At 67.7% G+C, this 19,478-nt stretch carries 21 protein-coding genes and 1 pseudogene; 11 read left to right on the top strand and 11 right to left on the bottom strand.

What is annotated here, in order from left to right:
• From AC0IX4_RS18360 to AC0IX4_RS18345, 4 genes and pseudogenes are all read right to left on the bottom strand, one after another.
• Window positions 1–194, bottom strand: a pseudogene (locus AC0IX4_RS18360) (lytic transglycosylase domain-containing protein); the annotation flags it as partial.
• 182 nt (window positions 195–376) lie between these two features.
• Window positions 377–1,462 (bottom strand): lytic transglycosylase domain-containing protein, encoded by a 1,086-nt coding sequence (locus tag AC0IX4_RS18355; RefSeq protein WP_471830293.1) that lies wholly within the window; start codon window positions 1,460–1,462, stop codon window positions 377–379.
• Between the two features lie 66 nt (window positions 1,463–1,528).
• The gene (locus AC0IX4_RS18350; RefSeq protein ID WP_042574705.1) at window positions 1,529–2,110 is read right to left on the bottom strand and encodes a DUF1003 domain-containing protein; all 582 of its coding nucleotides are present in this window, start codon (window positions 2,108–2,110) and stop codon (window positions 1,529–1,531) included.
• Entirely contained in the window at window positions 2,103–3,380 is a 1,278-nt protein-coding gene (locus tag AC0IX4_RS18345) for a magnesium transporter MgtE N-terminal domain-containing protein (RefSeq protein WP_042574704.1), read from the bottom strand. Before AC0IX4_RS18345 ends, AC0IX4_RS18350 begins: the two co-directional genes overlap by 8 nt.
• A gap of 55 nt (window positions 3,381–3,435) precedes the next feature.
• Between AC0IX4_RS18345 and AC0IX4_RS18340 the strand changes: the two genes are divergently transcribed.
• The 6 genes from AC0IX4_RS18340 to AC0IX4_RS18315 all read left to right on the top strand — a co-directional run bounded on the left by AC0IX4_RS18340 (window position 3,436) and on the right by AC0IX4_RS18315 (window position 9,357).
• Complete coding sequence (locus AC0IX4_RS18340) at window positions 3,436–4,398, top strand: HpcH/HpaI aldolase/citrate lyase family protein (protein WP_471830292.1); 963 nt, start codon at window positions 3,436–3,438, stop codon at window positions 4,396–4,398.
• Complete coding sequence (locus tag AC0IX4_RS18335) at window positions 4,395–4,886, top strand: YflT domain-containing protein (protein ID WP_042574703.1); 492 nt, start codon at window positions 4,395–4,397, stop codon at window positions 4,884–4,886. Before AC0IX4_RS18340 ends, AC0IX4_RS18335 begins: the two co-directional genes overlap by 4 nt.
• A gap of 217 nt (window positions 4,887–5,103) precedes the next feature.
• On the top strand, window positions 5,104–6,423 hold the full coding sequence (locus tag AC0IX4_RS18330; RefSeq protein WP_442970498.1) for an extracellular solute-binding protein: 1,320 nt from the start codon (window positions 5,104–5,106) through the stop codon (window positions 6,421–6,423).
• Window positions 6,420–7,358, top strand: coding sequence for a carbohydrate ABC transporter permease (locus tag AC0IX4_RS18325; RefSeq protein WP_056069516.1), 939 nt, complete (start codon window positions 6,420–6,422; stop codon window positions 7,356–7,358). The genes AC0IX4_RS18330 and AC0IX4_RS18325 overlap by 4 nt, the downstream gene beginning before the upstream one ends.
• Window positions 7,359–7,361: 3 nt before the next feature.
• On the top strand, window positions 7,362–8,192 hold the full coding sequence (locus AC0IX4_RS18320) for a carbohydrate ABC transporter permease (RefSeq protein ID WP_042574700.1): 831 nt from the start codon (window positions 7,362–7,364) through the stop codon (window positions 8,190–8,192).
• Window positions 8,193–8,196: 4 nt separating this feature from the next.
• Window positions 8,197–9,357: an ABC transporter ATP-binding protein gene (locus tag AC0IX4_RS18315; RefSeq protein ID WP_042574699.1), complete on the top strand. Its 1,161-nt coding sequence runs from the start codon at window positions 8,197–8,199 to the stop codon at window positions 9,355–9,357.
• Window positions 9,358–9,391: 34 nt separating this feature from the next.
• On the opposite strand, the gene AC0IX4_RS18310 is transcribed toward AC0IX4_RS18315, so the two are convergent.
• The gene (locus tag AC0IX4_RS18310; RefSeq protein WP_042574698.1) at window positions 9,392–10,240 is read right to left on the bottom strand and encodes a hypothetical protein; all 849 of its coding nucleotides are present in this window, start codon (window positions 10,238–10,240) and stop codon (window positions 9,392–9,394) included.
• Window positions 10,230–10,934 (bottom strand): metallophosphoesterase family protein, encoded by a 705-nt coding sequence (locus AC0IX4_RS18305; protein WP_042574697.1) that lies wholly within the window; start codon window positions 10,932–10,934, stop codon window positions 10,230–10,232. Before AC0IX4_RS18305 ends, AC0IX4_RS18310 begins: the two co-directional genes overlap by 11 nt.
• A 62-nt stretch (window positions 10,935–10,996) precedes the next feature.
• On the opposite strand from AC0IX4_RS18305, the gene AC0IX4_RS18300 reads away from it, so the two are divergent.
• The 4 genes from AC0IX4_RS18300 (at window position 10,997) to AC0IX4_RS18285 (ending at window position 14,176) form a co-directional block, all read left to right on the top strand.
• On the top strand, window positions 10,997–11,611 hold the full coding sequence (locus AC0IX4_RS18300) for a suppressor of fused domain protein (RefSeq protein ID WP_042574696.1): 615 nt from the start codon (window positions 10,997–10,999) through the stop codon (window positions 11,609–11,611).
• Window positions 11,612–11,642: 31 nt separating this feature from the next.
• A complete protein-coding gene (locus tag AC0IX4_RS18295) occupies window positions 11,643–12,521 on the top strand; it encodes a PHP domain-containing protein (protein WP_471830291.1) in 879 nt (292 codons plus the stop codon).
• Window positions 12,518–12,775 carry a hypothetical protein gene (locus AC0IX4_RS18290; RefSeq protein WP_471830290.1) on the top strand — a complete coding sequence of 86 codons (258 nt, stop codon included), beginning with the start codon at window positions 12,518–12,520 and terminating at the stop codon, window positions 12,773–12,775. The genes AC0IX4_RS18295 and AC0IX4_RS18290 overlap by 4 nt, the downstream gene beginning before the upstream one ends.
• Window positions 12,776–13,018: 243 nt before the next feature.
• The gene (locus AC0IX4_RS18285) at window positions 13,019–14,176 is read left to right on the top strand and encodes an NAD(P)-dependent malic enzyme (protein WP_471830314.1); all 1,158 of its coding nucleotides are present in this window, start codon (window positions 13,019–13,021) and stop codon (window positions 14,174–14,176) included.
• 1 nt (window position 14,177) lies between these two features.
• Here AC0IX4_RS18285 and AC0IX4_RS18280 read toward each other — a convergent pair whose 3' ends face one another.
• Genes AC0IX4_RS18280 through AC0IX4_RS18265 form a run of 4 tightly spaced genes read right to left on the bottom strand, consistent with a single transcriptional unit; the run spans window position 14,178 to window position 17,642 of the window.
• Window positions 14,178–14,873 (bottom strand): ABC transporter permease, encoded by a 696-nt coding sequence (locus AC0IX4_RS18280; protein ID WP_042574693.1) that lies wholly within the window; start codon window positions 14,871–14,873, stop codon window positions 14,178–14,180.
• Entirely contained in the window at window positions 14,870–15,538 is a 669-nt protein-coding gene (locus AC0IX4_RS18275; protein WP_042574692.1) for an ABC transporter permease, read from the bottom strand. Before AC0IX4_RS18275 ends, AC0IX4_RS18280 begins: the two co-directional genes overlap by 4 nt.
• A complete protein-coding gene (locus AC0IX4_RS18270) occupies window positions 15,538–16,674 on the bottom strand; it encodes an ABC transporter ATP-binding protein (protein ID WP_471830288.1) in 1,137 nt (378 codons plus the stop codon). Before AC0IX4_RS18270 ends, AC0IX4_RS18275 begins: the two co-directional genes overlap by 1 nt.
• Window positions 16,671–17,642, bottom strand: a complete 972-nt coding sequence (locus tag AC0IX4_RS18265) for an ABC transporter substrate-binding protein (RefSeq protein ID WP_042574690.1) — start codon at window positions 17,640–17,642, stop codon at window positions 16,671–16,673. The genes AC0IX4_RS18270 and AC0IX4_RS18265 overlap by 4 nt, the downstream gene beginning before the upstream one ends.
• A gap of 79 nt (window positions 17,643–17,721) precedes the next feature.
• On the opposite strand from AC0IX4_RS18265, the gene AC0IX4_RS18260 reads away from it, so the two are divergent.
• Window positions 17,722–18,561, top strand: coding sequence for a glycine betaine ABC transporter substrate-binding protein (locus tag AC0IX4_RS18260; RefSeq protein ID WP_471830286.1), 840 nt, complete (start codon window positions 17,722–17,724; stop codon window positions 18,559–18,561).
• 17 nt (window positions 18,562–18,578) lie between these two features.
• On the opposite strand, the gene AC0IX4_RS18255 is transcribed toward AC0IX4_RS18260, so the two are convergent.
• Window positions 18,579–19,475: an alpha/beta hydrolase gene (locus AC0IX4_RS18255; RefSeq protein ID WP_471830285.1), complete on the bottom strand. Its 897-nt coding sequence runs from the start codon at window positions 19,473–19,475 to the stop codon at window positions 18,579–18,581.
• Window positions 19,476–19,478 lie beyond the last annotated feature (3 nt).

The raw sequence follows: 19,478 nt of genomic DNA, 5'->3' as shown, positions 1-19,478 counted from the left end.
GGCTCGGGGGCCGGAGCGGGGGCGGGTGCCACGGCCACGGCCGGCGCGACGACCGAGGGTTCGAGCACGGACTCGTTCGCGGTGGTACGGGTCTGCAGGAACGGGATGTCGGCGCTGGCCCCGTATCCGCTGGCGACCGTGATGGCCCCTGCCGGAATCAGGCCGGTCAACGCGATGACCGTGTTCCGTCGCACTGTGGAAGACGATCTCTTGCGGTGCCGACCCACGGATACACAACCTCCTCGCCCTCGCGAGACTTGTGATCCGCGACGACTTCTCCGTCCCGATTCGGGACTCTCCGACATTTGCTTGCCGGGAGCGAGGGTACCTGATCCGTTGCCGTTCCGTTACCTCACCGTGATGAGCGAGACCTCCGTCACGGAGTGGTGACGGGTGTTGCCTGCTCGGGAGGGGCCGGCGGCGCCGGCGGGCACAGCAGGCAGGGAATGGTCGGCAGCTCGATCACCGGCAGCGGAGGCAACCCGGGGATGCCGAAGGCCGGTGGCTGCTCCACGGGCGTCAACGGCGCCGCGGGAAGGGCTTCCGTCGTCGGTGCCGCCGTCGTGCTCGGATCCGTGACGGACGCGGTGGTCGAGGCCGCCGCAGCCACGGCGAGAGCATCGGCCGGAGAAGGCGCAGCCTCGCCGATACGGCCGACGACGGGGGTGCCGCCGCCGGAGTACGCGGCCGACCACGCCAGCACGTTGGCCGTGTAGGCCGCCGAATTGTTGTAGCGCATGACGGCGGTGGTGGCCTGCGCCGGATTCGTCATGTCGAGGCCACCGGAGCACAGGTACTTGCCGGCCCCCAGTGCCGCGTCGAAGACGTTGTTCGGATCGCTCTTGCCGTCGCCGTTCCCGTCCGAGGCGTAGCCGGCCCAGGTCGCCGGGATGAACTGCATCGGCCCGACGGCTCGATCGTGGCCCGGATCGCCGTCCAGCGCGCCACCGTCCGTGTCGGTGATGACGGCGTCCGCGGCGGACCGACCGTCGAGAACCGGTCCGAGCACCGACGTGATCGTGGTGCCGCCGGCATCGGTACGTCCGCCGCCGGCATGACCGGACTCGATACGGCCGATCGCGGCCAACAGATGCCACGGCAGGTGACATCCCGGTGTCGTCGTCGCCATCTGTGTCTCGGCGGACCGGTAGGCCTGCAGCACCAGCTCGGGAATTCCGAGTGCACCGACCAGGATCGACGCCAGCGGCGCCGCCGGTGCCGCCGGTGCCGCCGGGGCTCCGGCAGGCACGGCGGACGGTCCGGGCGAACGGAAGACCACGGGAGTTCGGTCTGCCGGCTCGACGAGCCCGACGGACGTGTCCCGCGAGGGAACTGTGCGCACACTCTCCGATGCCGTCATCGCGACAGGAGCGTGTGCGGAACTCGGGGTGGCCGATCCCGCAGCCACCGTCACCGCGCTCAGAACCAGGATGGATGCTCCGACGATTCCACCGACGCGCATATGGACAAACCCCCACGACAACTCGTCTGCACACTCACCGAGACCCGACGTGCAGTGTGACCGAGGTTACCGTCGCGTGTCCTCGCTGTGGTCGAAACGAGTTGTTTGGTCGTCCACGGGCTTCTTGCGAGTCTTCTTGCGCGCCTTCTGTTCCTCCGCCGCGGCCGACGCCGGGTCCAGCAGTGCGGCCCGGAGGTCGTCCAATTCGCGTCGGAGGTAGTCCCTGGTGGCCACCTCGCCCACGGCGATGCGGAGCGCGGCCAGTTCCCGTGCCAGGAACTCGGTGTCCGCCTTGGTCTGCGCGGCGCGTGAGCGATCCTCTTCGAGCGACACGCGGTCACGGTCGTCCTGCCGGTTCTGCGCGAGCAGGATCAGCGGTGCGGCGTAGGCGGCCTGGGTCGAGAACGCCAGGTTCAGGAGGATGAAGGGGTACGGATCCCACTGCAGGCTGACCGCGAAGACGTTCAGCAGGATCCAGACGATCACGATCCCGGTCTGGATGGCCAGGTAGCGGCCGGTGCCGAGGAACCGCGCGACGTTCTCGCCCGTACGGCCGACGGAATCGACATCGAAGTCGATCTTGAATCGTCGCGAGCCGCGCGGGGTGTCGAGCCGCTGACGGGCTGTCGCCGTCGACTTCTCACTCATGTCCCACGTGCTCCTGTTCGCGCCAGTCGTCGGGAAGTAGATGATCGAGGACGTCGTCCACGGTGACCGCGCCGATGAGATGCTCCTCGGCGTCGACCACCGGACCGCACACCAGGTTGTAGGCGGCGAAGTATCGGGTGACGGCCGCCAGGTTGTCGTCCGGGGAGAGCGTCGACAGCGTCGTGTCGATGACACCTCCCACCAGACTCGCCGGGGGTTCTCGGAGCAGTTGTTGCAGATGCACGCAGCCGAGGTACCGGCCGGTGGGCGTCGCGGTGGGCGGCCGGACGACGAACACCAGCGACGCGAGCGCCGGAGTCAGATCCGGGTTGCGGGCGCGGGCCAGTGCCTCGGCGACCGTCGCCGACGCGCTGAGCACGACGGGTTCCGGAGTCATGAGGCCGCCGGCCGTGTCCGGTGAATGCTCGAGCAGTCGGCGCACCGGTTCGGAGTCCTGCGGGTCCATCAGTCGCAGAAGGGATTCCGCTTCCGTCTCCGGTAGTTCTCCGAGAAGGTCGGCCGCGTCGTCGGGATCCATGGCCTCGAGCACGTCCGCGGCGCGGGCCGGGGCGAGTGCCTGCACCAGGTCGATCTGATCGTCGTCGGGCATCTCCTGGATGACGTCGGCGAGACGCTGATCATCCAGGGCGAAGGCCACTTCGAGACGTCGCTTCTCCGGGAGGTCGCGGATGGCGTCGGCGACGTCGGCCGGACGGAGTCCCTCGAACTGCTCCAACAGCTGCGAGACTCCCTGGCCCGGCCGCGACAGATCCGACTGCGTCAGCCCCTGCACGTTCTGCCAGTCGATGACGTGCATGCTGCCGCGTCGACCCAACCGAGTGCGGTGCGGACGGACGGCGACGCGGGAGATGACCCAGTCCCGCGTGCGCGTCTGCTCGATACCGAGGTCGACGACCACCGAATCGACGTCGTGGAGATCCTCGGCGTCCGGATCGTCGGTGCGCACACGGGAATCGAGCACCTGTGCGAGAGCCAACACCTCGCCCGGGCGCTGGACGAAACGGCGCATACTGACGTTCCCGGTGGTCAACGTCACCGACGTCGGCTCGATGGCGGTGACACGCAGCATCGGGACGAAGATCTTGCGGCGCGTGGCCAGGTCGACGACGAGGCCGAGCACGCGCGGTTGCTGGCGGCCGACGCGAACCGTCACGACGATGTCGCGCACACGACCGATGCTCTCGCCGTCGGGTCCGAGCACCACGAGGCCCGCGAGCCTGGCGGCGAACACCTTGTTCACTGCTGCCATGGCCGCAACACTAGACGCCGGGCCTTCGACCGGTCTCCCCCGATAGTGTGCGCTGGTGACCCCACGCCTGCGACGTTCCGTGCTCGCCGTGCCCGGCAGCAGTCCGAAGATGATGCACAAAGCGCTGTCCCTGCCCGCGGATGCGGTGTTCCTCGATCTCGAGGACGCTGTCGCACCGGCCGCCAAGGACCATGCGCGCGCAGCGGTGGCCGACGCGCTCGGCAGCGACGGCTGGGGACCACAACTACGTCTGGTGCGAGTCAACGACTGGACGACGGACGCGACGTTCCGCGACGTGCTCGAGGTAACCGGTCGAGCGGGGCGACATCTGGATGCGATCGTGCTGCCGAAGGTCAGGACCGCCGGCGAGGTGCAGGCGCTGGACCTGCTGGTGACGCAGATCGAGCGGGAGCAGGGACTCCCGGTCGGACGCATCGGGATCGAGCCGCAGATCGAGGATTCGGTGGGGCTGCTGCACATCGATGCGATCGCGACGGCGTCTCCCCGCGTGCAGACCCTGGTGTTCGGGCCCGGCGACTTCATGGCCGACGTGGGAATGCGAACCCTGACGGTGGGGGAGCAGCCCGACGGATACGACAGGGGCGATGCCTACCACCACGTGCTGATGACGATCCTGCTCTCCGCTCGCGCCCACGGGCTGCAGGCGATCGACGGTCCGTACGTCCAGGTGCGCGACCTCGACGGGTTCGTCGCGGCCGCGAGGCATTCCGCCGCGTTGGGATACGACGGCAAGTGGGTTCTGCATCCGACGCAGATCGACGCGGCCAACGAGGCATTCTCACCGCGTCAGGCCGACGTGGACCGAGCGCACGCCATCGTCGAGACGTACCGGGGACACCTGTCGGCCGACGGGGGAGCTCGCGGTGCGGTCGTGGTGGACGGAGAGATGGTCGACGAGGCCGGGCACCGGATGGCGCGCGTGATCCTCGAGGCCGGACGTGCGTCGGGTGTCCTCCCCAGCGGCCGGACCGGCTCGCCAGGCACAATGGAGTCATGACCAACCCCATGTCGCAGCCCGGCCGCCCCGGACAAGGCCTGCCCACTCCGCCGTCGGGATGGCCCATCGGGTCCTACCCCACGTACGCCGAGGCGCAGCGCGCCGTGGACTACCTCTCCGATCAGGAATTCTCCGTCCAGGACGTCACCATCGTCGGCGTCGACCTCATGCAGGTCGAACGTGTCATCGGCCGTCTCACCTGGGCCAAAGTTATTGGCGGCGGCGTCATCTCGGGTGCCTGGCTCGGTGTGTTCCTCGGCCTGGTGCTGAGCATCATCACCGACACCAACTACCTGTCCGCGCTCGTCGTCGGTGTGCTGGGCGGTATCGTCTTCGGGCTGATCTCCGCGAGCATCCCGTACGCGGCCACCAAGGGCCAGCGCGATTTCGCGTCCACCATGCAGTTGGTCGCCGGTCGATACGACGTGCTGTGCGAACCGAAGTCCGCGGAGAAAGCACGCGATCTCCTGGCGCGCCTCGCGATCTGAGCACTGCCGCGTACCGAAAACGTCACGGTGTTGTACCAAGCGCACTAAATCCTCTCAGCTTTCGACTAGGTTCCACTTCGCAGGGAATGCGTGTCCAACGAAGCACACGCTGCGGAGTCGGGTCCGAACCTCGGTACCTTCTCCTGCGGCAGAGGAGGCGGTCGTGCCGAAGAGGTACAGGGCGAGGAAACTCGCAGCTACAGGAGCCGCCGCGGTGGTGGCAGGCAGTCTGTTGGCGGGGTGTGGATCATCCGACAGCGGGATCGTGCTGAGTTTCTACACCGCAGCCGACGGCGCCGAGCAGTACGCAGCCGCCGCGCAGGCGTGCACCGATCAATCCGGCGGTAAGTACCGCGTCGAGCAACGCACACTGCCGAAGAGCGCCAACGACCAGCGGCTGCAGCTGGCCCGCCGCCTGGCAGGCAACGACCGGACTCTGGACCTGATGACGCTGGATGTCGTCTGGACCGCCGAGTTCGCCGAAGCCGGTTGGGCACTTCCGGTTCCGGACGACCTGTCGGCGAAGCTGCGGGACGGATCGGTGCTCGAGGGCCCGCTCGCCACCGCGGAGTGGCTCGACCCCGAGACGGAGAAGAAGGACCAGCTCTACGCGGTCCCCCTCAACTCGAACACCCAGTTGCTCTGGTACCGACCGGACATGGTGCCGAACGGTCAGCCCCCCGCCACGTGGGACGACCTGATCGCCACTGCCGGTGAGAACGCGGCGTCCGGCAAGCCCGCCGCGATCGGCGTGCAGGCCAAGCAGTACGAGGGCTTCATGGTCTGGTTCAACACGTTGCTCGAGAGCGCCGGGGGATCCGTCGTCGGCGAGGACGGCACCACCGTGACGCTCAACGACACTCCCGAGCATCGCGCGGCGACGGAGAAGGCACTCTCGATCATCAAGAGTGTCGCGACCGCGCCCGGCGCGGATCCCTCCGTGTCCCAGAGCGACGAGGGCACAGCACGTCTGGGAGTCGAGGCGGGCAGCATGTTCGCCGAGGTGAACTACCCCTTCGTGCTTCCCGGACTCAAGGAGAACGCCGCTGCCGGCGGAGTCTCCTTCCTCGACCTCTCGAGCGTTCCCGCCGAGCAGCAGGATGCGGCGGTGAACGAGGTGTTCCGCAGCGCCCCCTACCCGTCCGTCACACCCGGTGAGCCCGCGAAGGTCACCATCGGCGGCTTCAACATCGGCGTCGCCAAGACGACCGAGCATCCCGACGAGGCGTGGGCCGCGGTGGCCTGCCTGACCGACGAGCAGAACCAGCGCAACAACGCCGTCGACGGCGGTGTGCCCCCGGTGATCCGGTCGTTGTACGACGACCCGGAGTTCCAGGCGGCGTACCCGGCGTGGGAAGGCGTTCTCGGATCGATCGAGAGTGCGGCAGTACGGCCCGTCTCGCCTGCGTACCAGTCCATCTCGATTCTCCTCACCGACGCACTGAACCCGCCGCAGGACATCGATCCGGTCGGCGACGTCGACAAGCTCGCCGACCTGGTGCGCCAGGCCGTGAACTCCGAAGGGCTGATCCCATGACCGTCACCGAAGAGCCCCGGCGCACGCAGAAGCACGCGAAAGCGGCCGAAGCGCTGTCCGAGGGGAAGAAGGCGGAGCGCAAGCTCGGCTTGCTGCTGATCGCTCCCGCCGCGATCCTGATGCTCGCCGTCACCGCGTATCCCATCATCTACGCGTTCTGGTTGAGCCTGCAGAAGTACAACCTGGCATTCCCGGACGACAAGGAATTCGTCGGTCTCTCCAACTACGTCTCCGTCCTCACCGACGGGTACTGGTGGACGGCGTTCGCCGTGACGGTGGCGATCACCGTCATCTCGGTCGCCATCGAGTTCGTCCTCGGACTCGCCGTCGCTCTGGTCATGCACCGCACCATCTTCGGGCGCGGGCTGGTGCGCACCGTGGTCCTCATCCCGTACGGCATCGTCACCGTCGCGGCGGCATACAGCTGGTACTACGCGTGGACACCGGAGACGGGCTACCTGGCCAATCTCCTCCCCGACGGCAGTGCGCCGCTGACACAGCAGATTCCGTCGCTGGCCATCGTGGTTCTCGCCGAGGTGTGGAAGACGACGCCGTTCATGGCGCTGCTTCTGCTCGCCGGTCTCGCGTTGGTGCCGGACGACCTGACCAAGGCCGCTCAGGTGGACGGCGCCGGTGCCTGGACCCGCCTGATCCGCATCATCATTCCGCTGATGAAGCCGGCCATCCTGGTGGCGCTGCTGTTCCGCACGCTCGATGCTTTCCGCATCTTCGACAACATCTACGTTCTGACGAAGGGAAGTAACAGCACCGGCTCACTGTCGATCCTGGGTTACGACAACCTCTTCGGGGCTTTCAACCTCGGAATCGGCTCGGCCATCAGTGTGCTGATCTTCTTCTGCGTGGCCATCATCGCCTTCGTCTTCATCAAACTGTTCGGGGCGTCCGCACCCGGCTCCGACGCGGAAGGACGCTGACCCATGGCAGCCACCACGAAGACGAAGGCCGGCTGGTCGATCGTCAACCTCCTCGTCCTGCTGTACGCGTTGATCCCGCTGGTCTGGATCATCAGCCTCTCGTTCAAGCCGGTGGCGAACATCGCCGACGGCAAGTTCATCCCCACCACGTGGACGTTCGACAACTACAAGGGCATCTTCCAGACGTCGCAGTTCACGAGTGCGCTGATCAACTCGATCGGCATCGGTCTGATCACCACGCTCATCGCCGTCGTGATCGGCACCATGGCGGCGTACGCCGTGGCGCGGTTGGATTTCCCCGGCAAGAAGTTGCTCGTCGGTGCCGCGTTGCTCATTGCGATGTTCCCCCAGATCTCGCTGGTGACACCGCTGTTCGACATCGAGCGCGCCCTCGGCCTGTTCGATACCTGGCCGGGCCTGATCATCCCGTACATCACCTTCGCGTTGCCGCTCGCCATCTACACGCTCTCCGCATTCTTCCGGGAGATCCCGTGGGAGCTGGAGAAGGCGGCGAAGATGGACGGCGCGACCCCGGGACAGGCGTTCCGCAAGGTCATCGCACCGCTCGCGGCACCCGGCATCGTGACCGCCGCGATCCTCGTCTTCATCTTCGCGTGGAACGACCTGCTCCTCGCGATCTCGCTGACGGCCACCGAACGTTCGGTCACCGTGCCCGCAGCGATCTCTCAGTTCACCGGTAGTTCGCAGTTCGAGGAACCGACGGGATCGATCGCGGCCGCGGCCGTGGTCATCACCATCCCGATCATCATCTTCGTCCTGTTCTTCCAACGTCGTATCGTGGCGGGCCTGACGTCCGGCGCAGTGAAGGGATAAGTCAATGGCCGAAATCGTTCTGGACAAAGTGACCAAGCTGTACCCGGACGGCGCCGCGGCAGTGAGCGACGTCGACATCACGATCGCCGACGGGGAGTTCATCATTCTCGTCGGTCCGTCGGGTTGCGGTAAGTCGACCACTCTCAACATGATCGCCGGCCTCGAGGACATCTCGAGCGGTGAACTGCGGATCGCCGGTGAGCGTGTCAACGAGCGCGCACCGAAGGACCGTGACATCGCGATGGTGTTCCAGTCCTACGCGCTGTACCCGCACATGACGGTGCGCGACAACATCGCGTTCCCCCTGACGCTCGCCAAGATGAGCAAGGAGGACATCGCGAAGAAGGTCGACGACGCGGCGCGGATCCTCGACCTCGGCCAGCACCTCGACCGCAAGCCGTCCAACCTCTCCGGTGGACAGCGCCAGCGTGTCGCGATGGGACGCGCGATCGTGCGCAGCCCCAAGGCGTTCCTCATGGACGAGCCGCTGTCGAATCTCGATGCGAAGCTGCGCGTGCAGATGCGCACCGAGATCGCGCAGTTGCAGAAGCGCCTCGAGACCACCACCGTCTACGTCACGCACGACCAGACCGAGGCCATGACCCTCGGCGATCGCGTCGTCGTCCTGCGCGGCGGACTGGTGCAGCAGATCGGATCCCCGCAGGAGCTCTACGACCGCCCGCGCAACCTCTTCGTCGCCGGCTTCATCGGATCACCGTCGATGAACTTCGTCGCCGGCCGTCTCACCGACTCGGGTGTCACCACCTCGCTCGGTGAGATCACGCTGGACAACGAAGCGCGACAGAAGATCTCGCAGAAGAACGTCAAGGGCGACGTCGTCGTCGGTGTCCGCCCCGAGCACCTCGAGGATGCCGCGCTGATCGAGTCCTACCAGCGCATCAACGGCAGCACGTTCTCCGCGCGAGTCGACGTCCTCGAGTCCATGGGATCCGACAAGTACATCTACTTCACCGCCGAGGGACCCAAGGTCAGTTCACGCGAGCTCGACGAGCTCGCGGCCGACTCGGGTACCGACGGTGGTCAGTTGGTGGCGCGGCTGTCGGCCGAATCGAATGCCCGCATGGGGCAGTCGATCGACCTGTGGTTCGACCCGAAGCGCGTGCAGATCTTCGACGCCGAATCCGGAGCGAACCTGACGCTCTGACACGACGCTTTATACGAGGCGGCACCCCGAGCTCTCAGCGGGGCGCCGCCTCTTTCAGTTGAGCGATGATCTCGTCGTTCCAGATGTGGCTGCGCACCAGACGGTATCGCTCGCGTGCCACCCACATGTACGCCTCGGCGTCGGTGTGCCGGGTCAACATGCCACCGACCGACCTGACCATGCGCACGACGGGCAGGAACTCCTCACCGAACCATCGACGGGCCACCGTGCGACGGTCGACGAACTCGCCCAGTTCCTGCATCAACCGGAAACCCCAGGCCTCCACCGCATCACTGAGTTCCGCGTACTGCCACGGGTCGGAGAACTCGATGGCCTCGCGCGACTTGCCGGTCAGCGGAACACGACTGAGGAAGATGCGCCGATGGTCCTTGACCACCAGGTCGCCGCGGCTCGAGATGCCGTCCGGCGAGATGCGCGTGACGATCTCGGTGACGTACGCCTCGATGAGAGTCATGTGCATCGCGCACGCGATGGACACGCGGTGGTGCCCGTCGATGACGAAGTGCATGCCGCCCACGCGGTACACCTCGATCGGCGGCATCGACTCACCGCGTCGCCACGCGGTGGCGAGGCGCTGCCACCGTTCCCGGGTGCGTGTCGACGTCGGCCGGAAGTAGCGATCGAAATCGCGTGTGCGGTCGACACTTCCGACGATCGAGTCGACCCGGATCACCTCGAGTCCGATCCTGCGTTCGCGGACCTTCCCCAGCGCGGCGACGACCTCGTCGAACGGCAGGATGGTCGTGATGTCGTCGGGTTGCCGACGCAACCACCCGACGAGGCGCGCGACGTCGGCGCGCCGACGTTGCCGCGAGAAGTCGTTCTCGGCGTCGGCTGCGGGAAATCCTGTGTCACGAGCCATGTCGTCGCCTCTCGATGACGGGCGGGGTATCGCCACCCGGAGTGATGTCGATCAGTGCGTACCCGACGGTGTTGAGCACGGTGGCGCCATGCAGGTGTCGGTCGACGGGAGTGACGCCGTGGGGATGGATGTGGCCGTGTATCAGCATCTGCGGCCGCAGCTTGTCCGTCAACGGGTCCAGGCACCGGAACCCGCGGTGCGGCGCGTCGTCTCCGTCGCCCAGCCCGAACGGCGGACTGTGCGTCAGCAGGACGTCGACGCCGCGGGAGCCACGCTGGAACAGCGGATGCCACGTATGGGTGCGGATCAGCGTCGACGCTCGGCGCCGCTGTTGGCGCTCGGTCCACTGGTTGGGGCCGTCGCGGTAGCGGATCGAACCACCGAGTCCGGCGATCCGCAGGCCCGCGGCGGCGACGATGCGGCGATCGGCATTGATCGCCCCGTCCGGGCCCGGCCAGCTCGACGGCAGTCCTGCCCGCATCCATCCGGCGCGCCCGGCCGAGTAGCCGCTCAGGTCCGCGTCGTGATTGCCGGGGACGAACACGCAGGGCGCATTCGCGATCTCCGCCACGTGCTCGAGGTAGTCGAACGGCAGATCGCCGGCACCGAGGACGAGGTCCACTGCGAACGGCAGCCTGCGCGCGTTCCAGAGGCTCTCGACCACCTCGTCGGACACGGTGAGCACGGTCACCACGGCAGTTCCGTCACACAGAAGACCGTACCGGCCCGGGCGTGCACGGGGACCGCAGTGGTTGTATGGATCCCGTGAGTGCGAGTGACGTGATCCAGCAGGTGCGGTCGCACCTCCATCGGACGTGGCAGCAGGACAGCCCGCCCAGTGCGTCGATCACGTTCCTGGGTCTGGAGTCGCTGGACGTCCTTCTGTTCGCGCCCGGCTCCGACGGGGTCGCTCACCTCGCGACGGTCGGGTGTTCGCGTCATCCCATGGCCGACCCGTCCGACATGGTCACCGATTCCCAGCGCGGCCCCCGCGCCGAACTGGTGCTGTCGCTGCGGCGCATGGACGAGGCTGTCCGCGACGTCTGGCGCACGCTCGCGACGTTCGCCGCGTCCCCGGCGGTCGAGGGCATCGTGCTGGTGCCCGATGCGCTACTAGATGCGGGGGAGCCGCTGTGGCCCGGAGCTCCGTTCACGGCAGTTCTTCTGAGCGTCGACTCGGGGGTTCCCGACCTGGTACTTCCGGAGCCGTACGACCCCGTGACCTTCCTGGCCGCTGTCCCGGTGACCGGCACCGAGGCGGCGTGGGTGCGTCTGCGCGGTGCGGAAGCACTGCGCGAGGCGTGGACCGAGGCGGGGATCGACGTCACCGATCCTCGGCGGTCGGCCGCGTCGCTGCGTCCGCCGACCTGACACCGTCCACCGACCTGAAAGAGTGTCACCCGTGCTGATCGATCTCCACACCCATTCCACGTCCTCCGACGGAACCGACACGCCGGCCGAGTTGATCGCCGCGGCGACGGCGGCCGGTCTCGACGTCGTCGCGCTGACCGATCACGACACGACGCACGGGTGGGACGAGGCGCAGGCCGCGGTGGAGTCCACACCCGGCGGCCCGATCCTCGTGCGGGGTATGGAGATGTCGTGTCAGGGCCGCGGTGAGGACGGCGATCCGGTCACCGTGCATCTGCTGGCGTACCTGTTCGACCCGACCCACACCGCCTTCGCGCAGGAGCGCAGCCGTCTGCGTGCGGAGCGCGAGGTGCGGCTGCGCAGGATGATCGACCTCATGGCCGCCGACGGGTACGACGTCGACGCGGACACGATCCTCGCCGCGGCGGGCCCGTCCGCCGGACGACCACACCTTGCTCGGGCCCTGGTGGCGGCCGGTGTCGTCGAGACGGTGAACGACGCGTTCGCGGACCTCCTGAAGACCGGCGGCAAGTATTACGTCGAGAAGGCGGACACCCCTCTCGACGTCGCCGTGGCAATGGTGGCCGAGGCCGGGGGCGTGCCCGTCATCGCCCACGCCCGCGCCCGCACGCGTGGCCGCTTGCTGCACACCGATCACATTCTCGAGCTGGCACGGGGAGGACAGCTCGGCGGACTCGAGGTCGATCACCCCGACCACAGTCCCGAGGATGCCGATGCGCTGCGGGCCATTGCGGAGCACCACGGACTCGTCGTGACCGGGTCGTCGGACTACCACGGGACGAACAAGACCACGCCGATCGGCGCCCGCACCACGGCGGTCGACCAGTTCGAGAAGCTGGTGGCCGAGGCCGCCGGTGTCCCGCCGATCTACCCGGACGGTCGCCGATGAGGGCGCTCAGCGGATCCGTGGCAGCGGGCCTCGTCGTCTTGACCGCGCTGGTGGTGGCCGCCGCCGTCATCGGTGGCGACCGCGGGTTCCCGGGCCCCGGAACCGCATCGATCGCATGGCACGTGGTCGCCTGCGTCGCGGCTCTGGTCCTGCAACGGGTCGCCGACCACCGGGCGCGCGGAGTGTCGTTCCTCGGGTCCGCCGGAGTCCTCGTCGTGGCGGGCGCTCTGCTGTGGACCCAGTGGTGGGGCTGATCGGCTCCCGCACCGATATGGCAGACTGATTTCACTCTTCGATCACCGCTACCGCGCCGTGATCGACTTCGGCTACCGCTTTGCCGGTGCCGCGTTTGCCGGCTCACCCGCCGCGCGCAGGGTCTTACACTCGTATCCCAGCATGTCCCTCCCCGCGCCGAGCGCGGACCGAGAAGGAGCGCCGCCGTGACTGCCGCAACCGACCGACCCGACACGCCCGACGTCGGCAACACCGCCGAGGCCATCGCCTCCATCACCGACGAGGAGATCTTCCTCAGCCACGTCGGGGGCAAGTTGAGCGTCGAGCTGACCGCTCCGCTCGAGACCAAGCGAGATCTCTCGATCGCCTACACACCGGGCGTCGCCCTGGTGAGCAGGGCCATCGCCGAGGACCAGGAGCTGGTGAACAAGTACACCTGGACAGAGCGCCTCGTCGTCGTCGTCAGTGACGGCTCGGCCGTTCTCGGACTGGGCGACATCGGTCCCCGCGCGTCGCTTCCCGTGATGGAGGGGAAGGCGGCGCTGTTCAAGAAGTTCGCGGGCCTCAACTCCATCCCGCTCGTTCTGGACACCAACGATGTCGACGAGATCGTCGAGACGTTGATCCGGCTGCGCCCGAGTTTCGGCGCCGTGAACCTCGAGGACATCTCGGCTCCGCGGTGCTTCGAGATCGAGAAGCGTGTGATCGAGGCGCTCGACTGCCCGGTCATGCACGACGATCAGCACGGCACGGCCATCGTGGTCCTCGCGGCACTCAAAGGTGCTGTGCGCGTGCAGAAGCGCGACCTCGAGGGGCTCAAGATCGTCATCTCCGGTGCGGGAGCAGCGGGAGTGGCGTGCGCCAACATCCTCCTCGCGGCGGGAATCTCCGACGTGGTGGTGCTGGACTCCAAGGGCATCGTCAGCTCGGATCGTGGCGACCTCAATCCCGTCAAGGTCGAACTGGCTGCCCGCACCAATCCGCGCTCCCTCAGTGGTGGCGCCGCGGAGGCGCTCGACGGTGCCGACGTCTTCCTCGGGGTCTCCGCAGGCAAGATCGCGCACGACCTGGTCGCGTCGATGGCGGAGGGGTCCATCGTGTTCGCGCTGTCCAACCCGGACCCGGAGATCCACCCGGAGGATGCGAAGAAGTACGCCGCGATCGTCGCCACGGGTCGCAGTGACTTCGCCAATCAGATCAACAACGTCCTGGCGTTCCCCGGCGTCTTCCGCGGAGCCCTCGACGCGGGCGCCCGCCGCATCACCGAGAACATGAAGCTCGCTGCGGCGGAAGCGATCCTGTCGGTGGTGGGGGACGATCTGAGTGCCGACATGATCGTTCCGAGCCCGCTGGATCCGCGGGTGGCACCGGCGGTGGCCGCGGCGGTCGCCGCCGCAGCCCGCGCCGACGGTGTCGCCTGAGTCAGACCGAGGATTTCTCGACGCGGGGCGCGCGACGCAGGCGCCCCGTGCCGGGAGTCGACGCCCAGACCGCCAGCGCCAGCAAGCCGTCGACGACGAGCGCCAGCACTGCCACGAGGATGGCCCCCACCACGACGCGGTCGTAGCTGTAGAGCGCCAGACCGTCGAAGATGTACCGGCCGAAGCCTCCGAGGTTGACGAATGCCGCGACCGTGGCCGTGGCGATGACCTGCAGAGTGGCGTTCCGGATGCCGCCGAGCAGGAGAGGCAACGAGTTGGGGATCTCGACTCGGAACAGCACCTGGCGTTCTGTCATGCCCATGGCGCGGGCGGCGTCCACGACGGTGGCATCGACATTGGCGACGCCGGCGTAGGTTCCGGCCAGGATCGGCGGAATGCCCAGCAGCACCAGCGCGACCAGCGGGGGGACCAGTCCGAGTCCCAGCAGCAGGACGAGAAACGTGAGCACACCCAGCGTCGGCAGCGATCGGAGGCTGTTGACCAGTCCGACGAGCGCGACCTCGCCGCGTCGGAGGTGCCCGATGATCAGACCGAGTGGCACCGCGACCACCGCGGAGAACAGAACGGCCAGCAGGCTGTAGTACGCGTGCTCACCCAGACGGGTAGCGATGCCGGTCCCGCCCGACCAGTTCGCGCCGTCGAGGATGTACGCGACGGCATCGGAGAAGATGCTCATGCGCGCACACCTTTCGCTCGGCGAGTGGTCGATCCGGCGCGAGTCCACGGGGTCAGGGCGCGGCCGATCAGGAACAGCATGGCGTCGAACACCAGGGCGAGGGCCACGATCGCGATGATGCCGGCCAGGATCTGGTCGGGGTAGTCACGCTGGTAGCCCTGGGTGAACAGCTGGCCCAGCCCGCCGATTCCGATGACCGACCCGACCGAGACCATCGAGATGTTGGTGACCGCGACGACGCGGATGTTGGCGACGAGGACGGGCAGTGCCAGGGGCAGTTCGACCGTGGCGGCGCGGCGGATCCGGCCGAATCCCATCGCGGTGGACGCGTCGACCACCGCGGGGGAGACGGAGTCCAGTGCCTCGGGCACTGCGCGCACCAGAAGCGCCGTCGAGTACACGGTCAGCGCGATCACCACGTTCAGCGGATCGAGCACCCGAAGGCCCGCGATGAGCGGGATGGTGACGAACAGTGCCAGCGAGGGAATGGTGAACGCGACACTGGCGACCACCAGAGTGAGCCGGCGCAGCCAGCTCACCGTGCGCACGGCGGCGCCGAGCGGCACCGCGATCACGAGACCGATCAGCAGGGGAACCAGCGACAGGTACAGGTGCGTGCGGGTCAGTCCCAGAACGATGTCGACGTTGTCGACGAGCCAGCGCATCAGGGTTTCTCGAAGTAGCGTCGACCGCGCTCGCGATCCTCCGACTGCCGCTGCTCGGCCAGGAGCGCAACCACTTCGGTCGCGTCGATCCCGCCCACGACGGCGCCGTCGGCATCGACGGCGACACCGACTCCCGACGGGGACGAGATGGCGGCATCGAGAGCCTGCCGAAGGTCACCGGACGGCGGGAACAACGACCCCCCGGCGGATGTGCATCGGTCGAGGTCCTGCCCGGCGCGCAACGCTTCGAGACCGGTGACGTCCATCCATCCGCGGGGTCGACCGTCTCCGGTGACGATCAGAACCCATTGCCCGGCATCGAGTCTCACGGACGACGCGTCCTCGGGGGACGACGTGGTGATGGGGTGCAGATCCACCTTGTCTGCATCGCGGAAGGACAGTCCGCGGTATCCCCTGTCCCGACCGACGAACGACGCGACGAAGTCGGTGGCGGGCGAGGACAGAACCACCTCGGGGGTGTCGTACTGCTGGAGTCTTCCGCCCTTGCCGAACACCGCGATGCGGTCACCGAGCTTGATGGCCTCGTCGATGTCGTGGGTGACGAAGACGATCGTCTTCTTCAGATCTGCCTGCAGACGCAGCATCTCGTTCTGCAGATCCTCGCGCACCACCGGGTCCACGGCACTGAAGGGCTCGTCCATCAGCAGGATCGGCGGATCCGCAGCCAGTGCGCGGGCGACGCCGACACGTTGCTGCTGACCACCCGACAGCTGCGCCGGATACCGCGTGGCCATGGACAGATCGAGGCCCACCCGCTCCAGGACGTCCATCGCTTCGCGACGGGCGTCCTTTCGGGAGCGGCCCATGAGCACGGGCACGGTGGCGACGTTGTCGACGACGGTGCGGTGGGGGAGCAGACCGGCACTCTGGATGACGTATCCGATGCCGAGTCTGAGCTTCACCGCGTCGACGGCCGAGATGTCCCGACCGTCGACGGTGATCGTTCCCGACGTGGGATCGATCATGCGATTGATCATCCTCATCGAGGTCGTCTTGCCGCATCCCGACGGTCCGACGAACACGGTGAACGAGCGGTCCTCGATGACGAGATCCAACCCGTCGACCGCAGTGGTTCCGTCGGGGTAGCGCTTGGTGACGCCCTCGAACGAGATCACGAGACCGGCTTGTCCAGACCCTGTTCGACGACCCATGCGCTCGCTGCTGCGGCGGGCTCCGTCTTCGCGGTGCCCGACACTTCCTGGTTCAGCGCCAGGAGCTCGACCGTGGTGAGCTTCGCCGACACGGCGTCGAGCACGGCGGTGAGCTTGTCCGACTTCTTGGACGAGTTGTAGACCGGAACGACGTTCTGGGCCGGGAAGTTGTTGTCCGGGTCGCCCAGTGCGACGAAGTCGTTCTCCACGATCGCGGGCGTGGTGGTGAACAGATTGGCCGCGTCGATGTCTCCGGCCGCCAGTGCTGCCACGGTCGCCGGACCGCCACCGTCGGAGATGGGGACGAAGTTGGCCGCCGGGATGTCGACGCCGTACTTGTCCCGCAGGCCGGGCAGGCCGACCGGACGCTCCGCGAACTCGGGCGGTCCGCCGAACTTGACCTGGCCCGCGTAGGGAGCGAGGTCGGCGATGTTGGTGAGGTTCCACTTGGTCGCGGTGTCGCGGGTGACGACGACGGCGTCCTTGTCCTCGCCGGGCGCCGGCGTGGACGCCAGCAGGTCGTCGCTGAGCGCGGAGGTCAGCGCGGTGTTCACGTCCTCCGGGGCCGTGGCGGTGGCAGCGGGGTCCAAGTACAACAACAGGTTCCCGGTGTAGTCCGGGATGAGATCGATGGAACCGTCACGGACGGCGGGGATGTAAGCCTCGCGGCTGCCGATCGACAGGCGCGTGCTGGCATCGAAACCGTTGGCCTTCAAGGCGTCGGCGTAGATGTTGGCGATGATCTCGGACTCGGTGAAGTTCGCGGAACCGACGACGATGGTGTTGGGGTCGCCCCCGCTGCCACCCTCACCGCCGCTGCTCAAGGGATCCGAGTCGCCGCCACAGGCGGACAGAGTGAGTGCTGCAGCGGCCACCAGAGCGGTGGCGGCGACGCGCACGGAACGTGAGGTGGTGCGACGTGTCGTGTTCACTGCTCGAGTGTAACGATAGGTGCCGACACCGGCCCGTTTTCGGTACGGGCGACGACGAGAGAAGGGCCGGGCTGCGGACGTGCGTGGATCGAAGGTCGCCGCGGTGCTGGTGTCGCTGGTGCTCTCGGCCGGTTGCTCGTCGGCCTCGGTGGACGAGTCGAGAGCCACCGTCGACGCCCTGGTGGTCGCGGACACGGGAACCCCGGTCCAGAGCGTCCTGGCCCACATCTATGCCGGGGCGTTGACCCGTGACGGCATGGCTGCGTCGGTGATGTCGGTGGACGACACGGCTGCGGCACTGACCGGACTCGACGACGCGTCGCTCTCGATGCTGCCGGGTTTCACGGGATCGCTGGTGCGGCAACTGGATCCGTCGTCCGACGCGCGTGATGCGGACGATGTCTACGCGGCACTGGCTCGTGCACTGCCGGAATGGTTGTCCGTCGGCGACCAGGGACTGGCCGGGAACGGGCCGACCGTGTCCGTTCCGTCAGCCGTCGGTGCGACGCTCGAGGAGGCGACCGTCTCTGCGCTGGCGCCCGAGTGCGAGACGCTCTCCGCAGACATCGATCCCGCGGTGGACGACACTGACATCCGCGCCGTGTTGGACGAGGTGTACGACTGTCGGCTCGCGGCATCCGACGGTGCCCCGGCCGTCACGGTGCGCGATGCGACCGACCGGCCGTCCGATCCGCAGTCGACCGATGTTGTGCTCGCCGACGACCGTGACGGCTTCGTCGCGGAGAACGTGGTGCCGTTGTTCCGTAAGGGCTCCGTCGACGACGAGTCCGCACGCCGGTTGCAGGTGATCGCCGGGGAACTGACCACGGCGGACCTCGCCCGGATGGTGGAACGTGTACGCGCGGGCGAGGATCCGTCGGCGATCGCCCGGAACTGGCTGGGCGAGCAGTCCTTCTGACCGGTTCTTTTGTCCGATCAGGCAGAGAAGCGTTCGCGGACGAACGTTCCGATCTCCCGGACCGCGGCATCGGCTTCCGCCAGCAGAGTCGCCTGCAGGTGGGCCACGTGCCACAGATCCTGCAACTCCGTGCACCGAACGTCGACGCCGGCGGTGGTCAGCGCGTCCACGAACCGCAGGATCTGAGGACGCAGGATCTCTCCGGCCGACACCTGGACGAGAGTGGCCGGGAAACCGGTCAGGGTTCCTCGCATCGGCGCGTAGCGGGGATCGGTCGGGTCTCCGTCGCCGAGATACTGGCGGGCCGAGTTCCGCAACCACCGGGCATCGAGGAGGAAGTCCCGTGGCGCGGGGAAGTCCTGGTCGTTCGGATCCGCCCACGGGGAGATCATGGCGAGGGACGACGGGGGAGTGCCGCGGTCCACCAGCGCCTGTGTCGTCGCCGCAGCCAGGCCGCCGCCGGCCGAATCACCGACCACCGCAATGCGATCCGGAGTGAAGCCGTGATCGGCGACCAGGGCGTCGAAGACGGCGAGAGCGTCGTCGAGTGCCGCGGGACACGGGTGCTCGGGCGCCAACCGATAGTGCGGCGCCACGACGACCGCACCCGAGTCGCGGGCGATGGACGACGTGACGACGCGGTGAGTCAGCGGTGAGCCCACCGTGTACGCACCGCCGTGCAGGTACATGACGGCGGTGCGTCTCTCGGTGGCCCCCACGGTGACTCGTTCCACCGGCACACCGGCCATCTGCTCGCTCCGCACGACCGTCCCCTCCCAGAGAGGGAGCGATCGCGCGGACGCTTCGAGCAGGAACCGTTGCGCGGGGACAGGCACGCGCGGGTTGAGCGCGATGCGGAAGACGGGCTTCAACGCCCGTGACACCACACCGAGGGGGAGGACCGTGGGGCGCATATC

The organism is Rhodococcus sp. AC861 (assembly GCF_979256035.1).
This window is presented reverse-complemented; position numbering and strand designations above follow the sequence as displayed.